The 23338-nt window shown below is 60.9% G+C and carries 26 protein-coding genes; 15 read left to right on the plus strand and 11 right to left on the minus strand.

Translation table 11 applies throughout. The features are described 5' to 3' along the window. Positions 1–10: 10 nt before the first annotated feature. Positions 11–1177, plus strand: a complete 1167-nt coding sequence (locus G3T16_RS12680; RefSeq protein WP_163495573.1) for an FHA domain-containing protein — start codon at positions 11–13, stop codon at positions 1175–1177. Positions 1178–1235: 58 nt separating this feature from the next. On the opposite strand, the gene G3T16_RS12685 is transcribed toward G3T16_RS12680, so the two are convergent. From G3T16_RS12685 to G3T16_RS12705, 6 genes are all read right to left on the minus strand, one after another. Beyond that, positions 1236–1604 carry a PilZ domain-containing protein gene (locus G3T16_RS12685; protein ID WP_197911662.1) on the minus strand — a complete coding sequence of 123 codons (369 nt, stop codon included), beginning with the start codon at positions 1602–1604 and terminating at the stop codon, positions 1236–1238. Between the two features lie 123 nt (positions 1605–1727). Beyond that, positions 1728–3392 (minus strand): energy-dependent translational throttle protein EttA, encoded by a 1665-nt coding sequence (ettA, locus tag G3T16_RS12690; protein WP_163495574.1) that lies wholly within the window; start codon positions 3390–3392, stop codon positions 1728–1730. A 67-nt stretch (positions 3393–3459) separates the two neighbouring features. After that, positions 3460–3846 (minus strand): succinylglutamate desuccinylase/aspartoacylase family protein, encoded by a 387-nt coding sequence (locus tag G3T16_RS23380; RefSeq protein WP_456298650.1) that lies wholly within the window; start codon positions 3844–3846, stop codon positions 3460–3462. Then, positions 3843–4514, minus strand: coding sequence for a succinylglutamate desuccinylase/aspartoacylase family protein (locus G3T16_RS23385; protein ID WP_232059067.1), 672 nt, complete (start codon positions 4512–4514; stop codon positions 3843–3845). The genes G3T16_RS23380 and G3T16_RS23385 overlap by 4 nt, the downstream gene beginning before the upstream one ends. 30 nt (positions 4515–4544) lie before the next feature. Next, on the minus strand, positions 4545–4982 hold the full coding sequence (locus G3T16_RS12700; protein WP_163495575.1) for an ATP-dependent zinc protease family protein: 438 nt from the start codon (positions 4980–4982) through the stop codon (positions 4545–4547). After that, on the minus strand, positions 4979–6322 hold the full coding sequence (locus G3T16_RS12705) for a UDP-glucose dehydrogenase family protein (RefSeq protein ID WP_163495576.1): 1344 nt from the start codon (positions 6320–6322) through the stop codon (positions 4979–4981). Before G3T16_RS12705 ends, G3T16_RS12700 begins: the two co-directional genes overlap by 4 nt. A gap of 185 nt (positions 6323–6507) precedes the next feature. Here G3T16_RS12705 and glyA point away from each other — a divergent pair, with 185 nt between their 5' ends. Next, entirely contained in the window at positions 6508–7773 is a 1266-nt protein-coding gene (gene glyA / locus G3T16_RS12710) for a serine hydroxymethyltransferase (RefSeq protein ID WP_163495577.1), read from the plus strand. A 478-nt stretch (positions 7774–8251) separates the two neighbouring features. Here the strand turns inward: glyA and G3T16_RS12715 are convergent, their stop codons facing one another. Beyond that, positions 8252–10165 (minus strand): gamma-glutamyltransferase family protein, encoded by a 1914-nt coding sequence (locus G3T16_RS12715; protein ID WP_163495578.1) that lies wholly within the window; start codon positions 10163–10165, stop codon positions 8252–8254. A gap of 377 nt (positions 10166–10542) precedes the next feature. Here G3T16_RS12715 and nrdR point away from each other — a divergent pair, with 377 nt between their 5' ends. From nrdR to ribA, 10 genes are all read left to right on the plus strand, one after another. Beyond that, complete coding sequence (gene nrdR / locus G3T16_RS12720; protein ID WP_163495579.1) at positions 10543–11019, plus strand: transcriptional regulator NrdR; 477 nt, start codon at positions 10543–10545, stop codon at positions 11017–11019. A gap of 6 nt (positions 11020–11025) precedes the next feature. Next, on the plus strand, positions 11026–12144 hold the full coding sequence (gene ribD, locus G3T16_RS12725; protein ID WP_163495580.1) for a bifunctional diaminohydroxyphosphoribosylaminopyrimidine deaminase/5-amino-6-(5-phosphoribosylamino)uracil reductase RibD: 1119 nt from the start codon (positions 11026–11028) through the stop codon (positions 12142–12144). Between the two features lie 22 nt (positions 12145–12166). Beyond that, the gene (locus G3T16_RS12730; protein WP_163495581.1) at positions 12167–12829 is read left to right on the plus strand and encodes a riboflavin synthase; all 663 of its coding nucleotides are present in this window, start codon (positions 12167–12169) and stop codon (positions 12827–12829) included. 28 nt (positions 12830–12857) lie between these two features. Beyond that, positions 12858–13973: a 3,4-dihydroxy-2-butanone-4-phosphate synthase gene (gene ribB / locus G3T16_RS12735; RefSeq protein WP_163495582.1), complete on the plus strand. Its 1116-nt coding sequence runs from the start codon at positions 12858–12860 to the stop codon at positions 13971–13973. Between the two features lie 70 nt (positions 13974–14043). Beyond that, complete coding sequence (gene ribH / locus G3T16_RS12740) at positions 14044–14520, plus strand: 6,7-dimethyl-8-ribityllumazine synthase (protein WP_163495583.1); 477 nt, start codon at positions 14044–14046, stop codon at positions 14518–14520. Positions 14521–14530: 10 nt separating this feature from the next. After that, a complete protein-coding gene (nusB, locus tag G3T16_RS12745; RefSeq protein WP_163495584.1) occupies positions 14531–14983 on the plus strand; it encodes a transcription antitermination factor NusB in 453 nt (150 codons plus the stop codon). After that, a complete protein-coding gene (thiL, locus tag G3T16_RS12750) occupies positions 14983–15903 on the plus strand; it encodes a thiamine-phosphate kinase (RefSeq protein ID WP_163495585.1) in 921 nt (306 codons plus the stop codon). Before nusB ends, thiL begins: the two co-directional genes overlap by 1 nt. 62 nt (positions 15904–15965) lie before the next feature. After that, positions 15966–16466 carry a phosphatidylglycerophosphatase A family protein gene (locus tag G3T16_RS12755; protein WP_163495586.1) on the plus strand — a complete coding sequence of 167 codons (501 nt, stop codon included), beginning with the start codon at positions 15966–15968 and terminating at the stop codon, positions 16464–16466. Between the two features lies 1 nt (position 16467). After that, positions 16468–17127 carry a retropepsin-like aspartic protease family protein gene (locus G3T16_RS12760; RefSeq protein WP_163495587.1) on the plus strand — a complete coding sequence of 220 codons (660 nt, stop codon included), beginning with the start codon at positions 16468–16470 and terminating at the stop codon, positions 17125–17127. A gap of 102 nt (positions 17128–17229) precedes the next feature. Further along, the gene (gene ribA, locus G3T16_RS12765) at positions 17230–17823 is read left to right on the plus strand and encodes a GTP cyclohydrolase II (RefSeq protein ID WP_163495588.1); all 594 of its coding nucleotides are present in this window, start codon (positions 17230–17232) and stop codon (positions 17821–17823) included. A gap of 3 nt (positions 17824–17826) precedes the next feature. Here the strand turns inward: ribA and G3T16_RS12770 are convergent, their stop codons facing one another. From G3T16_RS12770 to G3T16_RS12785, 4 genes are all read right to left on the minus strand, one after another. Continuing rightward, positions 17827–18255 carry a CCDC90 family protein gene (locus G3T16_RS12770; RefSeq protein ID WP_163495589.1) on the minus strand — a complete coding sequence of 143 codons (429 nt, stop codon included), beginning with the start codon at positions 18253–18255 and terminating at the stop codon, positions 17827–17829. A gap of 16 nt (positions 18256–18271) precedes the next feature. Next, positions 18272–19186, minus strand: coding sequence for a polyprenyl synthetase family protein (locus tag G3T16_RS12775; protein ID WP_163495590.1), 915 nt, complete (start codon positions 19184–19186; stop codon positions 18272–18274). Continuing rightward, positions 19183–19428, minus strand: coding sequence for an exodeoxyribonuclease VII small subunit (locus G3T16_RS12780; RefSeq protein WP_163495591.1), 246 nt, complete (start codon positions 19426–19428; stop codon positions 19183–19185). The genes G3T16_RS12775 and G3T16_RS12780 overlap by 4 nt, the downstream gene beginning before the upstream one ends. A gap of 108 nt (positions 19429–19536) precedes the next feature. Then, entirely contained in the window at positions 19537–19836 is a 300-nt protein-coding gene (locus G3T16_RS12785; RefSeq protein ID WP_163495592.1) for a hypothetical protein, read from the minus strand. Positions 19837–20228: 392 nt separating this feature from the next. On the opposite strand from G3T16_RS12785, the gene G3T16_RS12790 reads away from it, so the two are divergent. The 3 genes from G3T16_RS12790 (at position 20229) to G3T16_RS12800 (ending at position 23318) form a co-directional block, all read left to right on the plus strand. Further along, entirely contained in the window at positions 20229–21524 is a 1296-nt protein-coding gene (locus tag G3T16_RS12790; protein WP_163495593.1) for a lipopolysaccharide biosynthesis protein, read from the plus strand. A gap of 90 nt (positions 21525–21614) precedes the next feature. After that, positions 21615–22352: a methyltransferase domain-containing protein gene (locus G3T16_RS12795; RefSeq protein WP_163495594.1), complete on the plus strand. Its 738-nt coding sequence runs from the start codon at positions 21615–21617 to the stop codon at positions 22350–22352. A gap of 6 nt (positions 22353–22358) precedes the next feature. Beyond that, the gene (locus G3T16_RS12800) at positions 22359–23318 is read left to right on the plus strand and encodes a glycosyltransferase (protein WP_163495595.1); all 960 of its coding nucleotides are present in this window, start codon (positions 22359–22361) and stop codon (positions 23316–23318) included. Positions 23319–23338: the final 20 nt, after the last annotated feature.

A 23338-nucleotide genomic window follows, 5' to 3' on the forward strand; every position in this document is an offset into this window, starting at 1 on the left:
AGTTTGAGGTATGAGCGAGAAATTCAGCGTTGTCCTGGTGGCGCAGGATGGCACAGAACAGGCGCTGAGTGGCGAAATGCGCGTTGGCCGCAGCGCCGAATGCGATGTAACCATTGAAGACCCCCGTGTGTCCCGCAATCACGCGCTGGTGCGGGTGGAAGAGCCGCAGGTGGTGCTGGAAGACCTCGGCTCGGCCAACGGCACTTTAGTAAATGGATTGAAGCTGGTGGGCTCGGTCGAGCTGGCCGACGGTGATGAGGTACAGTTCGACAAGTACAAGTTCCGGGTGGTGATTACCGGCGCACCGCCGCCAGCGGCCGATAGCGACGCGACGATAGTCGCGCCGGTGGGGGACGATGCCACCGTGGTCTCGCCGATGGAACCGCCGCCGGCAGCCGTTGCCGAGCCCGCAGCCAAACCGGTGGATCCGGTAGCCCCGCCCGCTGCGGCCGCGGAAGCAGCGCCGCCGGCCGCCGCAAAACCGGCGGCCACTGAGCCGCCGGCCGCCACTGAAAAACCGGCTCCCGAAGCGAAAGCTCCCCCCGCGGAACAGCCTGCAGCTGTGGCAAAACCGGCCTCCTCGAACTTCGACCTGCCCGGCAGCTGGGTGGACTCGGGCACCGGGGAACACACCCAGTTTCTGTCCATAGATTCCGTCCCCGAGGCGGCGCCAGCGCCGACGCCGGTCGGACGCAGTTCGGACCTGCCGCACCTGATGGTGGTCATCGGCGGTGAGGTGGCCGACGTGATGGAGCTGGAACCGGGCAACGGCAGTGAGCCTGATGTCTGGGAAATAGGGCGCGAGGACAGCTGTGAAATCATGTTGCAGGAGCCCAGTGTTTCCGCCCGCCACGCCCAGTTGATTCACCAGGGCGGGCGCTGGCGCCTGGTCAACCTGGTGTCGGCCAACGGCATCTTCGTCAATGGAGAAAAGCGGCTTACCGCCTATCTGGCAGACGGGGACCAGATTCGCCTGGGCCTGGTCAACCTGATTTTCCGGGCCAGCGCCAATGCCCCCGCGGCAGGCGCGGCGCCCCGGCCCGGCACCGGCGCTGCCTCTGGCACGGCCAGGACCGGCTCTGGTTCCGGCTTCGGCTCCAGCCCCAGGAACATCGCCCTGGCCGGCGCTGCTGCGGTACTGGTGGCACTGGTGGCGCTGGCCTGGTTCCTGCTGTGATAACCCGGTAATTTTATCTTGACGGAGTGGTGAGGGCGGTGCCGCCCTCACCCAGCGCCTAGCGCTGTCCCAGGCGCCGCAGCTCCTCGTCCAGTACTGCCGGATCTGCCATATGGGCCCGTAGCAGCGTCTGCAGCGGTTCAATGTTCTCCCGGTCCACATGCTCCACCGCGAAGCTGAGGCGGCCCTTGTCCACATCCTGCAAATAGGCAAAAAGCTCCAGCGCCGGTTCCTGGCCGGTATCTATCAGCAGCGTGAAAGGCTCGTTGTACTGGGCATCCCAGCCCTCGGGCTGGTTGGTGGCAACACTGACCAGGGAGAGGCCCAGCAGCTGTTGCCGCCACTCACTGCCGCCTTGCAAGATGGTGACTGGCAGGTCCAGGCTGACGACACTGAAGTCCTGCTGCTCATTGCGCAAATCGCTCATGCTGGTACTCGCAATAGGTGTCTGGGCCCACTATAACGCCGCCTTGCCACCAATGCGAGGTGGCCGCGGGGAACGGCCCGGTGGTCTTCATGGTCCGTTCGCAGCAGGCGGCGGCGGGCTGGATTACTTCAATTTGCGGTATTTGACCCGGTGAGGCTGGGCCGCCGCCGCGCCGAGGCGGGCCTTGCGGTCCTCCTCATAATCGCTGTAGTTGCCCTCGTGGAACACCACCTCGCCGTCGTCCTCATAGGCCAGGATATGGGTGGCAATGCGGTCCAGAAACCAGCGGTCGTGCGAGATCACCAGCGCGCTGCCTGGAAAGGTCAGGATCGCGTCCTCGAGCGCCCGCAGAGTTTCCACGTCAAGGTCATTGGTGGGCTCGTCCAGCAACAGCACGTTGGCGCCCTGCTTCAACAGCTTGGCCAGGTGCAGGCGGTTGCGCTCGCCGCCGGACAGGTCCTTGACGAATTTTTGCTGGTCTGCACCCTTGAAGTTGAAGCGTCCCACGTAGGAGCGCGAGTTGACCTCATAGTTGCCGATACGGATTACATCCTGGCTGTCGGACACCTCCTCCCACACGGTCTTGCTGCCGTCCAGATCATCCCGCGACTGGTCCACATAGCCCAGCTGCACAGTGTCGCCGACGGTGACCTCGCCCCCGTCAGCCTGTTCGGCGCCCATCAGGATCTTGAACAGCGTGGACTTGCCCATGCCGTTGGCGCCGATGATGCCGACGATGCTGCCCTTGGGAACGCTGAAGCTGACATGTTCAAACAGCAGCCTGTCGCCAAAGGTCTTCTTCAGGTCCTTCACTTCGATGACCTTGTCGCCGAGCCGCGGCCCTGGTGGAATGTAGATCTCATTGGTTTCGTTGCGGCTCTGGAATTCCTGTGACTGCAGCTCGTCAAAGCGCTGCAGGCGGGCCTTGCTCTTGGCCTGGCGGCCCTTGGGGTTGCTGCGCACCCACTCCAGCTCGGATTTGATCGCCTTCTGATGCGAGGCCTCCTGGCGTTTTTCCTGCTCCAGGCGCGCCTCCTTGGTTTCCAGCCAGTCGGAATAGTTGCCCTCGTAAGGAATGCCGCGGCCGCGGTCCAGTTCCAGAATCCAGCCGGCGGCGTTGTCCAGGAAGTAGCGGTCGTGGGTGATGGCGACGACAGTGCCCGGGAAGTCGTGCAGAAAGCGCTCCAGCCAGCCCACGCTCTCGGCGTCCAGGTGGTTGGTGGGCTCATCCAGCAACAACATGTCCGGCGCCGACAGCAGCAACCGGCACAGCGCCACCCGGCGCCGCTCGCCGCCCGACAGGGTGGCGACATCCGCGTCCCAGGGCGGCAGCCGCAGTGCATCGGCAGCCACCTCCAGCTTGTGCTCCAGATTGTGGGCGTCGGTGACCTGAATGATATCCTCCAGCCGGGCCTGCTCCTTGGCCAGCGCATCGAAATCCGCATCGGGCTCGGCGTAGGCGGCGTACACCCGATCCAGTTGGGCCAGCGCGTCCACCGCCTCCTGCAGTCCCTCTTCGACGTTGCCGCGCACATCCTTGTCCGGGTTCAACTGAGGTTCCTGGGGCAGATAGCCTATCTTGATGCCCGGCTGGGGGCGGGCCTCACCGAGAATGTCCGTGTCGATGCCGGCCATGATGCGCAGCAGCGTGGACTTGCCCGAGCCATTGAGGCCGAGTACGCCGATCTTGGCGCCGGGGAAAAAGGACAGGGAAATGTCCTCGAGGATTTTCTTCTTCGGCGGCACGACCTTGCCGACGCGGTTCATGGTGTAGACGTACTGGGCCATCTGGGTGAGGTACCTGTGATGATGAAAAGTGTGGGGGGATTCTAGCAGGAAACCGGTGGAGCTTCAGTCAATCGGCGATCGGCGCCGAGCTCAGGTCGTCCGGGTCCAACTCGCGTTCGTCGGGACTGTAGGTTTCGTGAAACTCCTCCACCTCCCAGTTGGCCTTGGCACCGATCTCGGCGACGTGGAACAGGGCGTCGCCCTCGTACACCAGTGGCAGATTGGTGCGTCCGATGACGATGCCGTGGCTGTCGCAGACCACATCCACTTCACTGCTGCCCAGCGGATCGGCGATAAAGCCGATGATCTGGCCCTTGTTGACCTCCGCGCCCAGCGGTACCAGGACCCGCAGGACTCCGCTCTCCGGTGCCCGTATCCAGTGCGTGTTGCGGCTGACGGTCGGCGGCCTGATGCGGGCGCGGCTGCGGCGCAGCATGCCGATATGGCGCATCACATTGAGTACCCCCTTGACCCCGCGCGAATATAGAGTTCTTCGAAGCGCAGTGCCTCGCCGGCTTCATACAGCAGTACCGGCACGTCCATGTCTCCGGCAGCCTGGCGCAGGGAGCCGTCGCGGATCTTGGCATCGATCGCCAGCGGCGCACCGAAGGCTTCGGTCATGGCCAGCACCGCCGGATCTTCGAGGTTGGCCCGGATCTGGGGAAAGTTGCTGCGATGACGGGCACCGGTATGGAGGTCGATGCCATGGGTACACTTGGACACGATTTCCTGCAGGAAGGTTTGGGCGATACGCCCGGTCAGCGAGCCCCGGGAGGAGCCGGGGAAGGAGCGGTTGAGGTCGCGGCCATCGGGCAGGTAGCGGCTGTGGTTGATAAAGCCGTAGATGTTGACGATGGGGATCGCGATCAGGGTGCCGCGCAGGCGTTCCAGATGCGGGTCCTGGAGCAGACGGCGGATGATTTCCACACCGTTGATTTCGTCGCCGTGGATGGCAGCGCAGACAAACAGCACCGGGCCCGGGCGCTTGCCGCGAATGACCTGGGCGCTGATCGACAGATTGTCGTGGGTGTACATGGGTGCCACCGGGATGTCGATAACGGTGCGCTCGCCGGGAACAATCTCCCTATCGCCGATGATCAGTTTGCTGCCGTTGCCTGGCATGGGTGTTGGGTCGGTCCTCCGTGTGTTCCGTTAGCGTGGCGGTTTGCCCAGCATATAGGATTTGCCCGGGTCGACCAGAAAGCGGCCGTGCATTGCGGTGCGCCCCAGCAGCATGCGAAAGCGCATGGTTTCGCGGTCGGTCAGCGTGAGTTCGGCGGCGAAACGTTCATCACCCAGTACAACCGTGGTGCAGATGACGTAGCGCACTTCCCGGTGGCCGCCCGAATCCGTTACCTGGCGCTGGTCCAGCACCGCGGCCTCACAGTGTACCACCCTCTCGGTGTTGCCCTGCCGCGGGTGTATGCCGAAGCGCACCCAGCGTTGGCCGTCGCGCTCGAAGGGCTCCAGGTAGAAGGCATGCAGCGCGCTGGTGCGGGCCCCGGTATCTATCTTGGCCTTGATCCGGGAAATACCGAGCTCCGGCAGGGCCAGCCATTCGCGCCAGCCCAGGGTGGCGCGATCGGTCACGCGGCCGCTACCAGCGTCAGCCCACGACCGATACCGTAGTACTCGATACCCAGTTCTTCCATCTGCGCGGGGTTGTAGAGATTGCGTCCGTCAAATATCAGTGGCAGGGACAGCTCGCGCTTGATCAGCTCGAAGTCCGGTGACCAGAATGCCTTCCATTCAGTACAGATTACCAGCGCGTCGGCGCCCTGCAGGGCTTCCTCCTTGCTGCCGCACAGCGCCAGGTCTCCGCGCTCGCCATACAACTCGCGGCAGGCGCCGTTGGCCTGAGGATCGAAGGCGCGCACCCTGCCGCCATAGGACCAGATCCCCTCGATCAGGTAGCGGCTGGGAGCCTCGCGCATGTCGTCGGTATTGGGCTTGAAGGACAGCCCCCAGACAGCGATGGTCTTGTCGGACAGGTCGCTGCCCAGGCGTGCCATCACCCGCTCCGCTAGCTTGTTCTTCTGCCGCTGGTTGGTGTCATGCACCGCAGTGAGAATGGTTGCGCGGTGGCCGTGCTGTTCCGCCAGGTGTTTCAGGGCGCGCACATCCTTGGGAAAACAGGAGCCGCCGTAGCCGCAGCCCGGATAGATGAAGTGATAGCCTATGCGCGGGTCGGCACCGATGCCGCGGCGCACATGCTCGATATCGGCACGCACCGCCTCGGCGATGGTCGCCATTTCATTCATGAAGCTGATCTTGGTGGCCAGCATCGCATTGGAGGCGTATTTGGTCAGCTCCGCGCTGCGGGTGTCCATCGGCATGATTTTTTCGTGGTTGCGGTTGAAGGCCCGGTAGATGCCGCGCATTTCCTCCAGCACCCGGGCCGAGCCGGTGCCGATGATGATGCGGTCGGGGCTCTGACAGTCGGCGACGGCGGAGCCCTCCTTGAGAAACTCCGGGTTGGAAGCGACCTCCACCTGAAGATTGCGCCCCTGGGACTGCAGCGCCTCGTTGATGTGGGCCTCCACCTGGTCGGTGGTGCCCACAGGCACCGTGGACTTGGTGATCACCACCTTGCGGCTGCTCATATAGCGGGCGATGGAGCTGGCCACCTGCATCACATAGCTCAGATCCGCGGCGCCATCGCTGCCGGCGGGGGTGCCGACGCAGATAAACAGATAATCACTGGCCTGCACGGCTTCCTTGGCATCGGTGGTGAAGGACAGCAGCTTGCTGTCCATGCCATTGCGGATCATCTGCGCCAGACCCGGTTCGAAAAACGGCACATCGCAGTCGCGCAGGCGGTCCACCCGCCCGGCGTCCACATCCATGCAGATCACCCGGTGTCCCACGTCGGCAAAGATGGCCGCCTGCACCAGGCCCACGTAGCCGCTACCGAAAATACTGATATTCATGATCTACAGGTTTCCCTCTGCCCCAGACGATTTGCCTTGCTAGCCTGACACTCTATGTCAACAAGATGACAGAAATAATACAAGATTACCGGCGTCGGTGCGCGCCACTTATATGCTGCGCCGATTTTGGGTAAAATGCGCCGCTTCATTCACGGGCCGGATGGCCCGCCCGCCGGGGGACGCCAATGTTTGACCAGAGCATGACCATTGAAGGCTTCGATGACGAAATCTTTACCGCCATCGGGGAAGAGGAGCGCCGCCAGGAGGAGCATATCGAGTTGATCGCCTCCGAGAACTATGCCAGTCCCCGGGTGATGCAGGCGCAGGGTACCGTGCTCACCAACAAGTATGCCGAAGGCTACCCCGGCAAACGCTACTACGGCGGCTGTGAATACGTGGACAAGGCCGAGCAACTGGCGATTGAGCGCGTCAAGGCGCTGTTCGGGGCCGACTACGCCAACGTCCAGCCACACTCCGGCTCGCAGGCCAATTCCGCGGTCTACCAGGCGCTGTGCAAGCCGGGTGACACTGTACTGGGCATGAGCCTGGCCGACGGCGGCCACCTGACCCACGGTGCCAAGCCCAATTTTTCCGGCAAGATGTACAACGCGGTGCAATACGGCCTGGTGGCAGCCACCGGCGAGGTCGACTACGAGCAGGTTGAGGCGCTGGCGCTGGAGCACAAGCCGACCATGATTGTGGCCGGTTTCTCGGCCTATTCCCGGGTCATGGACTGGGCCCGGTTCCGCACCATTGCCGACAAGGTCGGCGCCTGGCTGATGATCGACATGGCCCACGTCGCTGGCCTGATCGCCGCCGGGGTCTATCCCAACCCGGTGCCACATGCCGATGTGGTGACCTCCACCACCCACAAGACCCTGCGCGGTCCCCGCGGCGGCGTGATTCTGGCGCGGGCCAACGAGGAACTGGAGAAGAAGCTCCAGTCGGCGGTTTTCCCCGGCGGCCAGGGCGGCCCGCTGATGCATGTGATCGCCGCCAAGGCGGTGGGCTTCAAGGAGGCCCAGAGCGAGGAATTCGTGGTCTACCAGAAGCAGGTGGTAGCCAATGCCCGGGCGATGGCCGCAACCTTTATCGAGCGCGGTATCAACATTGTCTCGGGCGGCACGGACAACCACCTGATGCTGGTGGACCTGATCGGCAAGTCCTACACGGGCAAGGATGCGGACGAGGCCCTGGGCAACGCCAATATCACCGTCAACAAGAACGCGGTGCCCAACGACCCGCGTTCGCCGTTCATCACCTCCGGCCTGCGGGTCGGCACGCCGGCGATCACCACCCGTGGCTTCAAGGAAGCGGAAACGATCGAGCTGACTGGTTGGATGTGTGATGTGTTGGAGGCGCTGGAGCGGGGCGATGCCGAAGCGACGATCTCCGACGTGAAGGCCAAGGTACTGGATATCTGCGCCCGCTTTCCGGTCTACCGCCGGTAGATCAGTTTGCGGCTGGTGCATGTAAGGGAGCTTCGGCTCCCTTTTTCGTGCATTTTCACGACCCAAATTACGCTCGATAGAAGGGGCGACGTGGGAGGGGCTGGCCGGATGCTTGGTCGTTTGGGGCGGCTGGTTGGGTACTTCGTCGCTCGGGGCAACGTGGGAGGGGCCGGCGAGAACGGCCAATCGTTTTCCATCATCTCCGGGCGGCTGCGCAACTCGACCATTTTTGCTGCGCAAAAATCGGGACTCGATCAGTGCTCGCCGTAAAGCTCCCTCCGATGATGGAAAACGAAAGCGATGGCCTGATTGTTCTCGCCAGCCCCTCCCACGTTGCCCCTTTTTGTCGAGCGTAATTCGGGTTGCGAAAAAGCGCGGAAAATCGGTCCCTCCTACGTTGCCCCGAGCGACGAAGTACTCAACCAGCGCTTCCCACGTCAGCCCGAGCTACGAGCTACCCAATCAGCGTTGCCCACCGCTACCACGCGATCCCGTAATCATCCCCATAGTCACTGGCCCCGCCCTGCATGGTCCCGTTCTCGCGGTCAAACCAGATCGCGGTGACCGGGCTGTAGGTGCGCTCCACACTCTCCACCTCATAGCCCATCCGCGTCAGCTCCGCCTGCGACCAGGGGGATACCAGCGGCGTGACCTGCAGCCGTCCGGGCTCGGCCTGGTGGGCGCCGAAGGAGCTCTGCATCTGGTAACTGAGGATATTTTGGGCCTCGGCCGCCTGTTGTACATTCATGCCGAATTCCACCATGTTCAGGAAGAACTGCAGCAGGTTCTGGTCCTGGGTGTCGCCGCCCTGCACCGAGAAGGCCAGCAACGGCTTGCCGTCCTGCAGTGCCAGGCTGGGGGTCAGCGTGACTCGCGGGCGCTGGCCGGGGCGGACCACATTGAAGGGGTTGAGGCTCTCGTCCAGCACGAAGCTCTGCATGCGCTGGCTCAGGCCGATCCCCGACTCGCCGGCCACGAAGGCCGGAATCCAGCCGCCGGAGGGTGTCACTGAGATGACCCAGCCCTCGGCGTCGGCGGCCTGAATGGAGGTGGTGCCGGCCAGGAAGGCTTCGTCGTGGCTCATTGTGCCGGCCTGCTGGAAACCTTCGGCACCCTCGGCGTCCGCCGCGGGCGGTACCGGTTGCCATTGCTGGCGCAGTTTTTCAAAAGGATTGCTGTCTCCCTGGAACGGGTAGGGGTCGCCCGGCTTGATATCGGTGGCGTTGCGGTCGGCAGGCATCAATTTGCGCCGCTCGGCCGCGTATTCCTTGGACAGCAGGCCCTCGACCGGCTCTGCCGGCGGAGTGTAGGGGTCGCCGTAGTAGAAGTCGCGGTCGGCGAAGGCCAGGTTCATGGCCTGGTACAGGGTGTGGATGTAATTGGCGCTGTTGTACCCCATGCCCTTGAGGTCGAAGCCCTCCAGCAGGTTCAGGGCCTGCAGCATGACCGGGCCCTGGGTCCAGGTGGTCAGTTTGTAGACGTCGATGCCGCGATAATTGACGCTCACCGGCTGTTCGATCTTGACCTCCCAGTCGGCCAGATCCTCAAGTGTCATCAGGCCGCCCTGTTCGCGACTGCTGCGCACGATCTCGGCGGCGATATCACCCCGATAGAAGCGCTCGTAGGCGGCCTGGATGGCGGCCTTGCGATCCTTGCCCGCCGCCAGTGCCTCGGCCTCGGCAGCGACCAGCTTGCGCAGGGTTGCCAGCAGCTCGGGCTGACGAAAAATCTCGCCCGGCCGCGGCGCGGCGCGTACAGCGGGATCATCCTCATCCAGATGGGGCAGGAACACTTTGCGGGACGCGGGCCACTGGGCGAGGATGTCGCGGCGGCTTTCAATAAAGTCCGCCTGGGATTCCTCTATGGGATAACCTTCGGCCATCTGCATCGCGGGCGCGAGTACTTCAGCCAGGCTCAGGCGGCCATACTCGGCCAGCATTACCAACAGTCCGCCCGGGGTGCCGGGCGTCGTTGCCGCCAGTGGCCCGTACTCGGGCGGGTAGAGCATACCCTGGTCGCGGAAGAAGTCGGGGGTTGCACCGCTGGGCGCGACTCCCAGGGCATTGATGCCCATCACTTCGCCGGTATGCGGGTTGTAGATCAGGGCCTGGGTCTCGCCGCCCCAACTCAGTACATCCCACATGGTGGCAGTGGCCGCGAGCATCGCGCAGGCGGCATCGATGGCGTTGCCGCCACGGTTGAATATCGTCGCGCCGGCCGTGGCGGCCAGCGGTTTGCCGGTTACCGCTACCCAGTGTTTGCCCATCAATACCGGTTTGGCGGTTTTCTGGGCGCTGGCCGGCCAGCTTGTCACCAGGCTGAGGAAGAGGGCAGCAGCCAGGGCGGTGACGGCTGCCCGCCGCGGGGCGTGAACGTGTGACGCTATAAACATCGGATTCTCCTGTGGAATTCTCCCAGCACGAATGGCACTTACTTAAGGTCCGCTTCGGTGTGAGGGCGCTACTTCTGGAGAGTACTTTCGAGACCGTATGCGACATGGATGTCGCATCCGAGCCCCCAGGGAAGGGTTTACGGCGTGTCTCGAAAGTACTCTCCAGAAGTAGTGACCGGATTATAGGCACCCAATCGCTAAAGTTAAGTGCCATTCATCCCAGCATAGCAAACTTGTGTTGTCGTGGCCGGCGCGGCGGTTGCGTTTGCCGCGTCGAGGCGCCGGCAGCCGTGGCCAGTCCTTCGCGAGCGTCCTTCGGCGTGCTCATTTGCTGGTGAATTATGTTAGGCTTCAGCCACTTAAAAGAGGGTAAGCCCATGCACTGCCCATTTTGTGCCGCCGACGACACCAGGGTGATCGACTCCCGGCTGGTGGCCGAAGGCGACCAGATCCGCCGTCGGCGGGAATGCCTGAGTTGCAAGGAGCGGTTCACCACCTATGAAGTGGCGGAGCTGGTCATGCCGCGCGTGATCAAGCAAAACGGCAACCGCGAGCCCTTCGACGAGAACAAGCTGCGCGCCGGTTTCCAACGGGCGCTGGAAAAGCGGCCGGTGTCGGTGGAGGACATAGAGGCCACCATCAACCAGATCAAGCACGCGCTGCGCGCCACCGGCGAACGGGAAGTCCGCTCGCGGGTGCTGGGCGAGCTGGTGATGGACCACCTCAAGCAGCTGGATCAGGTGGCCTATGTGCGTTTTGCGTCCGTATACCGCAGCTTCCAGGATATCGCGGAATTCCGCGATGCCATCGAGCGCCTGGAAGCCGAGCCGAAACGGGAGCGCGGCGTCAGCTGAACCGCAATGAGTACTGCCGATCTTGATACACGGATGATGGCCCGGGCGCTGCAACTGGCCCGCCGCGGGCGCTATTGGGCCATGCCCAATCCCCATGTCGGCTGTGTGCTGGTACGCGATGGCCACGTTATCGGAGAGGGTTACACCCAGCCGGCCGGCGGCAATCACGCCGAGATCGAAGCCTTGACGATGGCCGGCGATGCCCGCGGCGCCACTGCCTATGTGACGCTCGAACCCTGCAGCCATCGCGGCAAGACCGGCCCCTGCGCCGAGGCCCTGCTGGCGGCCGGGGTGAGCCGCGTGGTGGCAGCGATGGAGGACCCCAATCCCGAGGTATCTGGCCGCGGCCTGGCGCGACTGCAGGCCGCGGGAGTGGAAGTCAGTTGTGGTCTGTTGCAGCAGGAGGCCGAGCGGGTGATCCCGGGTTTTATCGCCCGCATGCGGCGTGGCCGCGGGCGGGTGCGCGCCAAGCTGGCGATGTCGCTGGACGGCCGCACAGCTATGGCCTCGGGAGAGAGCCAGTGGATTACCGGCCCCGCAGCGCGCCAGGATGTGCAGCGCCTGCGGGCGATGAGCTGTGCGGTGTTGACCGGGGTGGGCACGGTGCTGGCCGATGACTGCGCACTGACCGTGCGTCCGGATGAGTTGGGGCTGGATCCTGCGAGCACGGCGCGGGCCAGTGTCCGCCAGCCGCTGCGGGTGGTGCTGGACTCCGAGCTGCGCACGCCTGCCGGCGCCCGGGTCTGCAGCGTCGCGGCACCCACGCTGATCTGCCACCGCCAGGGACTCGCCGCCTCCGGGCCTGTTTTGCCGGCAGGTGTCGAAACCCTGACCCTGCCTCACGGCACCCAGGGGCTGGACTTGGCCGCATTGATGGCTGCGCTCAGTGGGCGGCAATGCAATGAAATTCTGGTAGAATCTGGGCCCCGTCTGGTGGGGGCGCTGTTGCAGCAGGGCCTGCTGGACGAATTGATTATCTATATGGCACCGACCCTGATGGGGGATCTGGCCCGCCCGCTGCTGCAACTGCCCCTGCAGCGCATGGCCGACAAGGTCGCGCTGGAACTGACGGACGCGCGCCGGGTCGGGCAGGACTGGCGCTTCACCGCCGTGCCCCGCCACTGACGCCACAGCGCAGGACGACAGCATGTTCACAGGTATCATCCAGGCCGTTGGCAGTATCGCCACCCTGCAACCCACAGGAGGTGACATGCGTCTGCGGGTCCACACCGGCAAACTGCCGCTGGACGACGTCGCGCTGGGAGACAGTATCGCTACCAACGGCGTCTGCCTCACGGTAACCGGATTGCCGGGAGACGGCTTCTGGGCCGATGTATCCGGGGAAACGCTGGACCACACGACCCTGGGCCAGCTCAGGCCGGGCAGCCGGGTCAACCTGGAGAAGGCCCTGACCCCGGCCAGCCGGCTGGGCGGCCATATCGTCAGCGGCCATGTGGACGGCGTCGGCGAGGTGGTCAGCCTGCGCGGGGAGGGGCGCTCGATCCGGGTCTTGCTGCGGGCTCCCGATGCGCTGGCCAAATACATTGCCCACAAGGGCAGCATCTGTGTCGACGGCACCAGTCTCACGGTCAACGCTGTGAACGGCGCCGAATTCGACCTCAATATCATTCCCCAGACCATGGCGGAAACCGTATTTGGTGATTATGGGCCGGGCAGTCAAGTCAACCTGGAAGTGGATGTGATCGCCCGTTATTTGGAACGCCTGGTGATGGGGGAGGCGGCAGCGCAGCCAGCGGCCGCCGGCCTGTCGCTGCAAACCCTCGCAGACAACGGCTACCTGGGCCGCTAGCGCCAGCCGGAAAAGGACGCAATCAGAGATGCAAGTAAACACGGTAGATGAACTGATCAGCGATATACGCCAAGGACGCATGGTGGTGCTGGTGGACGACGACGCCGACAGCCACAACGAGGGCGTGGTGATGGTCGCGGCCGAGCATGTCGACGCCGGGCAGGTCAACTTCATGGCGCGCCAGGCCCGGGGCCTGGTCTGCCTGACCCTGACCGAGGAACGCTGCCGGCAGCTGGACCTGCCGCCGATGGTGGCGGCCGCGCGCGGCGAGAAATCCAATTTCACCCTGTCCATTGAGGCTGCGGTGGGCATCGATACCGGTATTTCCGCGGCCGACCGCGCCCGCACGGTACAGGCCGCAGTGGCACCCCACGCGGTACCGGCGGATATCGTCCAGCCCGGTCATATCTTTCCGCTTACGGCTGTGCCCGGCGGCGTACTCACCCGCGCCGGCCACACCGAGGCCGCCAGTGATTACGCCCATCTGGCCGGCCTGCTGCCGGCCGCAGTCATCGCCGATATTCTGACTCCCGAGGGGGTGCTGGCCGACGGCCCGGCGCTGGTCGAATTTGCCGCCAGGCACGAGCTCAAAATAGGGACCATCGCCGACCTGATCCACTTCCGCATGGTCAATGAGCGCACCATCGAGCGCATCCGCGAGGGGCAGATCCAGACCGCCCAGGGCGTGTTCCAGCTCACCGCCTACCGCGAGACCAATTCCGGCAGGGTGCATCTGGCGCTGGCCACCGGGGATATCCGCGCGGAGCAGCCCACGCTGGTACGGGTCCATGTCGGCTCCACCATGCGGGATCTGCTGGTCAGCGAACTGCCCGACCGGCCATCGTGGAATATCGGCGCCTGTCTGGCGAAAGTGGCGGCGGCGGGCCGCGGGGTTATCGTGCTGTTGTCTCGCGAGGAAAGCGCCGGCCAGTTGCTCGACAGTATCGATATGGCGCTGGGCAGGGTGCCTACCAGCGCTGCAGCGCCACCCGATACCTACACCACGGTAGGCCTGGGATCGCAGATACTGAAGGACCTGGGGGTGGGAAAAATCCACCTGATGGGAGCGCCGATCAAGTACAATGCAATCTCGGGTTTTGATCTGGAGGTGCTTGAATACGTAGCGCCCGATAGCCGGGTCTGAACGGGACCGACCAGCCCTGCAGAACAGCACAATAGGCCCTGCACAGGCCGTGTATCACAAGGAAACAGGCATGACCGATATCAAGACGATCGAAGGGGATTTCACCAGCGGCAAGGGCCAGTTTGCGCTGGTGGTGGGGCGCTGGAACAGTTTTGTGGTAGAGCAGCTGCTGGCGGGTGCCGTCGACACGCTGCGCCGGCATGGCGTCAGCGACAAGCAGCTCACCGTAATACGGGCGCCGGGCGCCTTTGAAATTCCGCTGGTCTGCAAGAAGCTGGCGCGCCAGGGGAGCTTTGATGCCATTATTGCCCTGGGCGCGGTGATCCGTGGCGGCACCCCACACTTTGACTATGTGGCCGGCGAATGCACCAAGGGCATTGCCCAGGTGAGTCTGGAGCACGGTATCCCGATCTCCTTCGGGGTACTGACGGTGGATTCCATCGAGCAGGCCGTGGAGCGCTCCGGCACCAAGGCGGGCAACAAGGGCGCGGAAGCCGCGCTGTCGGCGCTGGAAATGGTCAGCCTCTGCGGCCGGATTGGCGAGTGAGCCCGTCCCGGTGAGCAGCAAACCCCGCAATATCCTCGCCGCGGAGCGGCACAAGGCCCGGCACTACGCGTTGCAGGCCCTGTACCAATGGTATATGGCGGCGGCCCCACTGGGCCGGATCGAGACCGAGTTCCGGACCGACTACGACTTTGCCCATGTGGACCTGGAGTACTTCCAGGCACTGCTGCACGGCGTACCGGCAACGGTCGATGAGCTGGAGGCAGTCATTGGCCCGCTGCTGGACCGCAAGCTTGACGATCTCGACCCCATAGAGCGCAGCCTGCTGCGCATGGGCGTATTCGAGCTGATGCAGCGCATTGACGTACCCTACAAGGTGGTGATCAACGAGTCGGTCTCACTGGCCAAGAAATTTGGCGCCACCGACGGCCACAAGTATATCAACGGCGTGCTTGACCGGGCCGCCCACCAGTTGCGCAAGCCCGAGATCGACGCCGCCTCCTGATGCCCATGGACGAGTTTGCCCTGATTGCCCGTTATTTCTCCGCGCTGGGGCGGGGTGAGGCGGTGACGCTGGGGGTGGGCGATGACTGCGCAATTCTGCGCCTGGGTCCGGACGAGCAGCTGGCAACCTCAGTCGATACCGTGCTGCCGGGCGTGCATTTCCCGGAAGAAAGCCTGCCTGAGGACGTCGGTTTCCGGGCGGTGGCGGTGGCCGCATCCGATCTGGCGGCGATGGGGGCGCGGCCGTTGGGCATGACCCTGGCCCTGACCCTGCCTGAGGCCGACGAACTGTGGCTGCACAGTTTCAGTCAGGGTGTTGCCGCTGCGGTCAGTGCGCTGCAACTACCGCTGGTGGGCGGTGACATCACTCGCGGCCCGCTGACGATCACTGTCCAGGTGCTCGGTGCGGTGCCCCGGGGGCAGGCCCTGTTGCGTGGCGGCGCCGCGGAGGGCGACGGGGTGTACGTTTCCGGTACCCTGGGTGATGCTGCCGCCGGGCTGGCGGTACTGCAGGGCCGCTACCGGCCCGAGCCGGAGCTGGCGGAATATCTGGAACGGCGCTTCTTCCGTCCGCTGCCGCGGCTGGAGCTGGGAATCCGGCTGTTGGGTAGCGCCACAGCCGCGATCGACATCTCCGACGGGCTGCTGGCCGATGCCGGCCATATTGCCGCCGCCAGCGGTGTGCAGCTGCAATTGCAGCCGGAGTTGCTGCCGCTGTCCGCCGCGCTGCTGGCGCAGCCGGACCGGGAGCAGGCCCTGCGCTGGGCGCTGGCCGGCGGAGATGACTACGAGCTCTGTTTCTGCCTGCCGGCCGGGGTATCCGCGCCCGGCGACTGCACCCGCATTGGCGTGGTGGCTGCCGGGGAGGGCGTCAGTTGCGCCGGCGCCGAGCAGCTCGACATCGGTTACCGGCATTTCTGAAAGCTGTTCGCAGCATCGCCAAATCACAGTACACTGAGCACTTCCCGGATTGGTGAGAACCCATGGCCGCTGACCCCGCCTCCCTGCCTCTGGCCCCGACCCCGTTTCGCAGTCCGGTGCAATTCCTGGCTTTTGGTTTCGGCAGTGGCCTGTCACCCCGGGCGCCCGGCACCGCGGGTACCCTGTGCGCGATACCGTTATTCCTGCTGATGTCCGAGTGGTCCCTGTTCTGGTACAGCGCTTTGGTACTGGCTGCCGCTGCTGCCGGAGTGTGGATCTGTGAGCGCGCCAGCCAGCAACTGCGGGTGCATGACCATCCCGGCATCGTCTGGGACGAGTTCGTCGGTTACTGGATTACCATGTGGGCGCTGCCGGCGGATTGGTTATGGGTCCTGGCAGGTTTTTTGGTGTTCCGGATCTTCGATATTGCCAAGCCCTGGCCGATAGGGCTACTGGACAAGAAAGTGCAGGGGGGCTTCGGCATCATGATTGACGATATCGTGGCGGGCGTGATGGCCTGTGCCACCTTGCACAGCGCGCTGTGGCTGACGACGGTGCGCTGAGATGATGCCCACTACCAGAGCATTGCGCGCCGGCCGCCGGACGGCCCTGTTGTTGGCCCTGGTACTGAGCGCGCCCATCGCGGCCCAGTCAGTGACAATAGAAGCCTTGCTGCCCAATACGGTGGTGCTGAAAGTCGATGGTGAACGCAAGACGCTGCGGGTTGGCGACAACTTCCGGGGCATTGTGCTGATCAGCGCCGACTCCAGCGCCGCGGTGCTGGAGATCAATGGCGAGCGCCAGCGCCTGGGTCTGAACCGCAACGTCACCACCAATTACGTCGCCCCGGAGCGGCGCCAGCTCGACATTCCCCGCAATGAGCGCATGCAGTACATAACCAGTGCCGAGATCAATGGCCGCAGCGTGCGGGTGATAGTCGATACCGGTGCCAACGTGGTGGCGATGAATGCCAGCCAGGCCACCGCGCTGGGGATTGATTACCGCGCCGGCGTGGCGGGCAACATGGAAACTGCCAGCGATGTGGTAGCGGCCTGGAGTGTGAACCTGCAAAGCGTGGCCGTAGGTGGTATCCGCATCGAGAATGTCCGCGCCTCGGTTACCGAGGGCAAGTTCCCGGCTACCATTCTGCTGGGCATGAGCTACCTGCAGCATGTGGAGCTGCGCGAGGCCGACGGAGTCCTGTCTCTGTCCCGGGCCTGGTAGTCGCGCAGCGGCTGCAGCCTCCCTGCCCCAGCACGGCCCCGGCCGGCCCACGTGCGGCGATAAAGTGCTAAACTATGCCCCTTTTTCAAGCTGGAATGGCCCGTGTCAGTACGTTACGTAGAATCCTCCCGCCTGCCCACCGCCTGGGGTGTGTTTGACATCCATGGATTTGAAGATCCGGACACCAACAAGGAGCATGTGGTGCTGACCATGGGGGATGTCGGCGACGGTGAACCGGTCCTGGCGCGCATACATTCGGAGTGTCTGACCGGCGATGCGCTGTTCAGCCTGCGTTGCGACTGTGGCAACCAGCTGGAGGCTGCACTCAAGGCCATATCCGTGGTCGGCCGCGGCGCCCTCTTCTATCTGCGCCAGGAGGGGCGCGGTATCGGCCTGCTCAACAAGATCAAGGCCTACAAGCTGCAGGATGCTGGCGCCGATACCGTTGAAGCCAACGAACAACTGGGCTTTGGCGCCGATATGCGCGATTACACCATCCTCGGCCCGATGCTGCGGCACCTGCACATCGCCCGCGTGCTGCTGATGACCAACAACCCGCGCAAGGTGCTGGCGATGGAAGAAAACGGTGTGGAAGTCGTAGAACGGCTGGCCCTGCATACCGACAGCAACCCCCACAACGAGAAGTATCTGCTGACCAAGGGGGCCAAGATGGGCCACCTGTTTGCCGCCGATTAGGACCTAGCTCGCTATCGCCGACTGGATCAAGGGGATCAGGACGGCGATCGTAATGATACTGAGTAAAACGGTGTGGGCCGCCTGAGTGCGCTCCAGACGGCCGATGCGCGCGTCGAGGCCGTCCATGCGGTGGTCAGATTGCTCAAAGCGCTGCTCTATCTGAGTGAAACGCTGCTCCATCTGCGCGAAGCGCTGTTCTATCCGCGCCATGTGCACATCAAAATGCTCGCGGGTGACCAATGTGTCGAGCTGCTGTGCAAGCATATGGATCATGCCTCTGGCGATGGCTTCCGCCTGCTGCCTGGAAAGCCCCGATGCTTCCAGGTCGCGGGAGTAGGTTAGCACATCGAAATCAGGTTGTGGCATGGTCTGCAGCGTCGTACCCCGGGCGTTTGACGCAATTATGGCGGGCCGGATGTCGTGGGCAAACATCAAAAGCAGCCCTTTGCTACGCCTTACGGTCTACCACCAACCGCGCCAGCCCCCGCAGCATGTCCGCCGACTTCCCGAAGTCCTCCAGCGCATCCAGGGCGCCGTCCAGTAAGTGCTCGGCCGACTCCCGGGCGCTGGCGAGACCCAGGAGCTTGACGTAGGTCGCCTTGTCGTCCAGCGCATCCTTGCCCTGAGTCTTGCCCAGGGTCTGGGTGTCGCCCTCCACGTCCAGGATATCGTCCACGATCTGGAACGCGAGGCCGATATGCCTGCCACAGCCGTCCAGCGCCGCGAGCTGATCACTGCTGGCGCCAGCCGCGATGCCACCCAGCGCCAGCGCAGCGCGGATCAGGGCACCGGTCTTGCGCTCGTGCATCGCCTGGAGCTGCTCCAACGTCAGCGGCCGGCCGGTGGCGCAGACGTCCAGATACTGCCCTCCCACCATTCCTGCCAGGCCGGATGCCTTCGCCAACTCCTTGATCATGCTTACTTTTTGCTCTGCGGAAAGATCCTGGGCAGTCGCCAGCAGCTCGAAGGCCAGTGCTTGCAAGCCATCGCCGACGAGAATCGCGGTGGGCTCGTCGAAGGCCTTGTGCAAGGTAGCTTTGCCGCGGCGCAGGTCGTCGTCGTCCATGGCCGGCAGATCGTCGTGGATCAGAGAATAGTTGTGGATCAACTCGATCGCGGTGGCGGGTATATCCAGCAACGGATTGGGCGCCGAGCCATCGATTGCCTGCGCGGCGGCATACACCAGGCAGGGACGGATCCGTTTGCCGCCGCCCGACAACGCGTAGTCGACCGCGACCGCCAGACCGCCCAGGCTGTCATCCAGCTCCAGTATTGTTCCCGGACCGGGAGACGCGAGCTGATTGAGAGAGGCCTGACAACGATCAACACAGAGCCGGAGAAATCCGGCCAGTTCTTCACTCACTCAGCGTCTCCGCTATCCTGGAACGGCTCCAGTACCGGCTCTCCCTGGACCTCAAGCAGCTTGGCGACTTTCTGTTCAGCGCCGCTGAGCGACTGCTGGGCTTCGCGGATCAGACCCACGCCTTTCTCGAAATCCGCCAGGGACTGCTCCAACGAGGTGCCCTCATCTTCCAGTTTGGCGACGATGGCTTCAAGTTCGGCGAGAGTAGTGGCAAAATCGATGGATTTGGGGGGCTTGGGCATGATCTGACAAATCGCGTCTTCCTCGGGGGATGTAGTGTAGCAAACCCAGCGGAATTCGAGGAATGGTAGTTGCCAGAGTTGTTGCCAGCGTGACGGAGTTGTTGGTCTTCAGCCAGCCAGTGCCGACTGCACCAGCGGTATCAAAACGACGATGGTAATGATACTCAGTAGAACGGTGTGGGCTGCCTGAGTGCGCTCCAAACGGCCGATGCGCGCGTCGAGGCCGTTCATGCGGTGGTCAGACTGTTCGAAACGCTGCTCTATCCGCCTCATGTGCAGATCAAAATGATCGCGGGTGACCAATGTGTCGAGCTGCTGTGCAAGCATACGGATCATGCCCCTGGCGATGGCTTCCGCCTGCTGCCTGGAAAGCCCTGATGCTTCCAGGTCGCGAGAGTAGGTTAGCACATCGAAACGGCTATGATGAAGCTAACGTCTTCGCCCCTTCCCGGCTATTACGGAGGGCGAGCATTGAAAGGATCATGGGTATCGGCCACAATACCCTCCAGCATTGCCTGTGAGGGCGGTTTTCAAAGCCAATGTGAGTTTGTGGGCTCAGCGTTGGCGGGTGCTGGTACTTGGTAGCGTAGTTGGTGGGGCTTCGTTTGGATGATGAAAGGTTCCCTCATCAGCTAGCGTGAGGTGCGGATTTTATTATTCTCAGCCATAGCGATATTCGTGCCGGTAAATTAGGCGTGATCGCCTGATTTTTGGTCATGTTTCCTAATCTGTGAATCTTCATTGAGGCTAGGGTTTGTGAATCTAACCGGTTAAGATGGCAGCTTAAGGAATCGTGAAAGGTGCTGTCAAAGGTTAACGTACTCAGGAACCGTCCGTTTGTTCAGAACGTGTTGACGCTTGCCTCAGGTGCGGCATTTGCGCAGTTCATTACTTTAGTATTTTCTCCGTTGATCACTCGACTCTATGGCCCCGAGGCTTTCGGCCTCGTCGGTATTTTTGTATCTATAACTACGCTATTAACTACTGCAGCGGCATTAAGTTATCCGGCGGCAATTGTACTTCCGAGGGACGATTGGGACGCCCTCCGTCTCGTGAAACTATCGCTGATACTTGGGCTGCTCAATATGCTCGTTTTTGCATTTATATTGATTGTTGCAGGCGAAAAATTTCTTCAAGTCTTGAACGCTCAGTATCTCGAGCCATATAAGTTACTGCTTCCACTGGCAGCCTTTACTTCTTTGCTCTCGATCATTGTAGCCCAGTGGCTAATTCGCAAGAGAGCCTTTTCGATCACTGCAAAGTACGGTGTTGTTGCTTCGCTGGTAATAAATATTCTTAAGTTTACTATTGGTCTGCTGGCACCATCAGCCTTGGCATTGATCGTCACTAATATTGTGGGGCTGGCATTCGGCGCAATATTGACATTGAGGGCTTACTTGTTCGAGGTTGGTGGTGAAAAGGTTAAGCCAGGGAACTCTTCTCATGATTCGATATTTAAAGTGGCGGTAGCCTACAGAGATTTCCCATACTTTCGAATGCCACAGAATCTGATAAATGCGTTCTCTTACAGCTTGCCGATGATAATGATAGCTGCTTACTCGGGTGTGGGCTCTGTGGGTTACTATAGTCTCGCTTTAATGATATTAAGCGCCCCAGCAAGCTTGGTTGGCGGTGCAGTAATGTCGGTCTTTTACCCAAAAGTAGCTGAGGCAATAAGAGCTGGAGCTGACGTTCAGCGCATGATAGTGACTACGACCTTCTGGATGGCCATGGTCGGCGTTCTACCCTACCTGCTGATAGTTGCTTTTGGCCCTTCGCTGTTTAGCTGGGCATTTGGTCTGGAATGGTCAATTGCAGGTGAGTATTCCCAGTGGTTGGCTCTTTGGCTCTTCTTTCAGTTTATCAACAAGCCGGCTGTGGCTGCCGTGCCAGCTTTGCGATTGCAAAGCGGATTTTTGGTATACGAACTCTTGAGCACTTCTGCGAAGGTACTTGCTCTGTACATTTGTCTGTCGATTTTCGAGGAGGTTTTGATGGCGGTCGCGATATACTCAGTGGTTGGGGCGGTAGCATATATCTGGTTAATTATTTGGATTATCCAGTCAGCTAAACTGTACCAATATATAAGCGTTTAGTTTGCGATCTGAACTCTTTTATCGTATTACAAAGCACATAATTTATGTGAACTTGGGTGCTATGTTGTTAGTTGGAGTCCTTCTCACATCATGATTTCTCAAATACCAAGACTTGTTCGAAAGTTGGTGAGACTGGTTATTCCTAAGCCAGTATTAGATGGTCTTGAGCGTCTCAGAGCGACTCAGCCTATTGCCGAGCGACGATGTCCTGTCTGTAATTTTTCGGGCTATTTTGGACTGGCAGGTTTTCCACCTAGAATCGATGCTTTATGTCCGACGTGCGGGTCGCTCGAAAGACATAGACTATTCTGGTTATGGTTCTCGGATAATAAAAGCTTGCAATCTCCTGTGTTACATTTTGCCGCTGAAAAGATGTTGTCTGATCGTTTGCAGGGTTGCTTTGAAGAATACTCGACGGCTGACCTCCATGCCGACGCCGACCTGCAATTGAATATAGAAGACATCAAATTGCGTTCAGAAAGCCAAGGAAGTGTTATTTGTAATCATGTTTTGGAGCATGTCGATGACCAAAAGGCGCTATCCGAACTCTATCGGATTCTTGTTACTGGGGGGTCTCTTGTTGTAACGGTGCCATTAGTCGAAGGTTGGGATAGCACGTATGAAAATGATAATATTACTGATCCCGCGTTGCGGGTTTTACACTTCGGACAATCAGATCATTTGAGGATGTATGGAGCAGATTTTCGTGAAAGGGTGAGGAGTGTGGGCTTCATGATCGAGGAGGAGTATGTGGGTCGTGGGCCCCAAGTGGTTGATTACGGTTTGACTCGCGGAGAAAGAATATTCATTTGTAGAAAGCTAGGATAATTTCTCATGCATAGAATTGCTGTAATAATTCCCGTAAAAAATGATCCGCGCATAGTTCCAGCACTCGATAAGTTGATTTCCATAGGTGGGTTCAGAGACGGTCTCTCTATCGTGGTTGTGGACAATGGATCGTCTGATAGAAACTACAACGAAATGCAAAATTATTGTCGTACGCAGCCTCAAGTTGTCTTGTTGAGAGAGTTGGGCGCGGGTTCGTATGTTGCCAGAAATTCAGGAATAAGATATGCGTTGAATGAGCTAGACGCAGAGGTTTTGGCATTTATCGATTCAGATTGCATTGTTAGTGATGACTGGTTGAGCGCCATCTCAAACACATTCGAAAACGATGCGGTGGCAGCTGTCACTGGAAAATCTTTCGGTATCAATAAAAATCCCATTGCATTGTATGAGCAGATGCTATATGACCGAATTGTAGCTGATTTCTTAAATGAATCTGCTTTAAAACGAGTTGACACTAGGAATTTCGCTGTCCGAAGCAACGTACTTAAGAAGACAGGTTTGTTTCTTCCTGTAAGGTATGGGGGAGATATGGAATTTGGAGCGAGAATTCATAAATTAGGCATGCTTTCGATTTATTCAAGCGAAATGATCTTATATCATGAAAACCCATGTCATCTGGGTGACTTGTTGATAAAGAGAGTTCGGCAAAATCATGGTAACCATCAGCTTCATGACTACTGCGAAACCTCGTACTTGGAAACTTATCTTCCACATTTGTTCAAGTATCGTCCCGTAGGGTTCATTCAAAAATTTGTTTTGTTTATTCATTACCTCGTGTTGATATTTAATCGATATACTGAGTTTAGGTTTGCACATTTACTGTGTCTTACAATATCCAAATTGTCGCCGCGAATTGGGTTCCTATATTTTAAGGTTATGGTATCGAGAGCTTGTCGGCTCGGAGATATATCATATTTTCTAGGTCTTCCATCCCAGCAGGTTTGATGTTAGGAGAGGACTATTTT

The sequence above is a fragment of the Kineobactrum salinum genome, from assembly GCF_010669285.1.
GTDB lineage: Bacteria > Pseudomonadota > Gammaproteobacteria > Pseudomonadales > Halieaceae > Kineobactrum > Kineobactrum salinum.